This window comes from Peptoniphilus sp. (assembly GCF_034090345.1).
Lineage (GTDB): Bacteria > Bacillota > Clostridia > Tissierellales > Peptoniphilaceae > Peptoniphilus.
On record NZ_JAXDSS010000080.1, the window covers coordinates 1 to 2354 of the forward strand.

The following is a 2354-nucleotide window of genomic DNA, read 5'->3' on the forward strand; positions in this document are numbered from 1 at the left end:
CTGAAAACAAATCAAAAATGAACAAGTTTGTATATGAAAAAGCAACAGAAGTAAAATCTCCACTTGTGTGGACTGATAGAGCAAAGAGGCTTTTAAAAAGACATCAGGCAACAAACATTATATTTATAAGTATTTTATTAATTATTGGATTTGTGGGATTTTTATTTAATTCGGCATTAGGTTTTGTATTTCTAATTTTGAGTAATATAGTTTTGTATTATTACCAATACAAAGTGCTTGAAATTTCAAATAACAAGCAAGTTCCTGTTGAAGAAAAAATCAATATGGGATTTTATACTAATGCTCAAGGCAAGATAAGAGAGTTAAAAAAAGACGGCTTGAAAGTTTTGGGGATAACAGGTTCTTTTGGAAAGACATCTGTAAAATTCATCTCTGATACAGTTCTTTCGGAAGGTCTTAGAGTTAAGAACACTCCATCATCTTACAATACTCCAATGGGGCTTTCAAAAGTAATCAACAATGATTTGGATGCAAGCTATGAAGTGTTTATTGCTGAACTTGGAGCTAAGAAAAAGGGTGAGATAGACGAAGTAGCTAAGCTTGTTCAACCTGATATTGGAATAATAACAGCAATCGGGCCAACTCATATGCATCTTTTCAAGACAATAGAAAATATACAAAATACAAAATATGAGTTAATTGAGAACTTACCTGAAGATGGCGTGGCAATTTTTAATTATGACAACGAATATGTAAAGCCACTATCTGATAAGACGCAAATAAGAACTATAAACTATGGAATAAAGGACATAGAAAAATTAGATGTCTATGCAAAGAATATAACAGTTGATGAAAGTGGCTCTAAGTTTATTCTAGGTATAAGAGAAGTTGGAGAGATAGAGTGTGAAAGTAAACTGTTAGGTGTACACAACATATCAAATTTACTTGCTTCGGCTTGTGCCGGGTATGTTCTTGGACTTAGTTTAGAGCAAATAAGCGCCGGGATTAAAAAAGTTGAACCGGTTGAGCACAGATTAAACATAGTCGATAGCGGAACTGGTGTAGTAGTAATTGACGATGCTTTTAACTCCAACCCTGTTGGATTCAGAGCGGCGCTTGATGTTTTAAATGAATTTAAGAGCGGAAGAAAGATAATTATAACTCCGGGTATGGTCGAGCTTGGAAATATTGAAGAAGAAGAGAATGAAAAAGTGGCGTCTGAAATAGCAAAAGTTTGTGATTATGTGATTTTAGTCGGGCCTAATAGAACTAAGGCTATTCAAAGAGGGCTTGAAGCGTCTGGATTTGCAAGGGAAAATACATTTGTAGTTGAGTCTCTGACAAAAGCTACTGAAGTTCTTGGAAGTATTACTAAACCGGGAGACATTGTATTATTTGAAAATGATTTACCGGACAATTATAGTGAAGCTAATTAGGAGGGGAAAATGGAAAATATAGTAGTAGTTTTTGGCGGCAGATCTGTTGAACATGAAGTTTCAGTTATCACAGGTATGCAAGTTGTAGAAAATATGGATAAAAAATACAATGCAGTGCCTCTTTATGTTACAAAAGAAGGAAAGTTTTTATGTGGGGAGAGTTTAAAGAATTTTAAAACTTTCAAACAAGGAGATTTCAGCGAAGCTTTTGAAGTATTTTTTAAACCTCAAGACCAATATTTATATAGAGAAGTAACTCAAAAGAGTGGTTTGTTTGGGAAAGAGAGCAAAACTCTTGAGAAATATATAAAAGTCGACTGTGTATTTCCGGCATTACACGGGACTTATGGAGAAGATGGTTGTTTCCAAGGCATGCTAGAGACGACCGGGGTTCCGTATGTTGGATGTGGGGTTATGAGTGCGGCTGTTGGTATGGATAAGGTAATAATGAAAAAGGTGTTTGAATCTGAGGGCATACCTATGACTCCATATTTCTATTTCTATAGAGAAGATTTTGAGAATCAAGAGGAGATTATCAATAAAGCTGAGGAAATAGGGTATAATTTATTTGTAAAGCCGGCCAACTTAGGTTCTTCAATTGGAATTTCCAAAGTTAAGAATAGAGAAGAGTTAATTGAAGCTATAAAGGTGGCATCATCATACGATAGAAAAATAATAATAGAAAAGGCTGTAGATAATCCACGTGAGATAAATGCGGCAGTTCTTGGATATCAAAATGATTTAAAAGTTTCTGAACTGGAAGAACCCATTGGTTGGAAGGACTTTTTAAAATTTGATGAGAAGTATATTTCAGGTTCAAAGGGTGGTTCTAAGATGGATGGGATGGCAAATCAATCTAAGAATTTACCTGCGAATGTTACAGAGGAAATAAAAAATCAAATTCAAAATTATGCAAAAGTTGCTTTTAGAGCAATAGATGGAATGGGAGTGGCTAGA

At 34.5% G+C, this 2354-nt stretch carries 2 protein-coding genes; both read left to right on the plus strand.

Translation table 11 applies throughout. The annotated features are described in order from the left end of the window. The coding region (locus tag SOR77_RS07200; protein ID WP_320636458.1) for a UDP-N-acetylmuramoyl-tripeptide--D-alanyl-D-alanine ligase at window positions 1-1397 on the plus strand (1397 nt) is incomplete at its 5' end. A gap of 9 nt (window positions 1398-1406) precedes the next feature. Next, window positions 1407-2354 (plus strand): D-alanine--D-alanine ligase family protein (locus SOR77_RS07205; protein WP_320636459.1); only part of this gene is annotated, 948 nt, incomplete at its 3' end.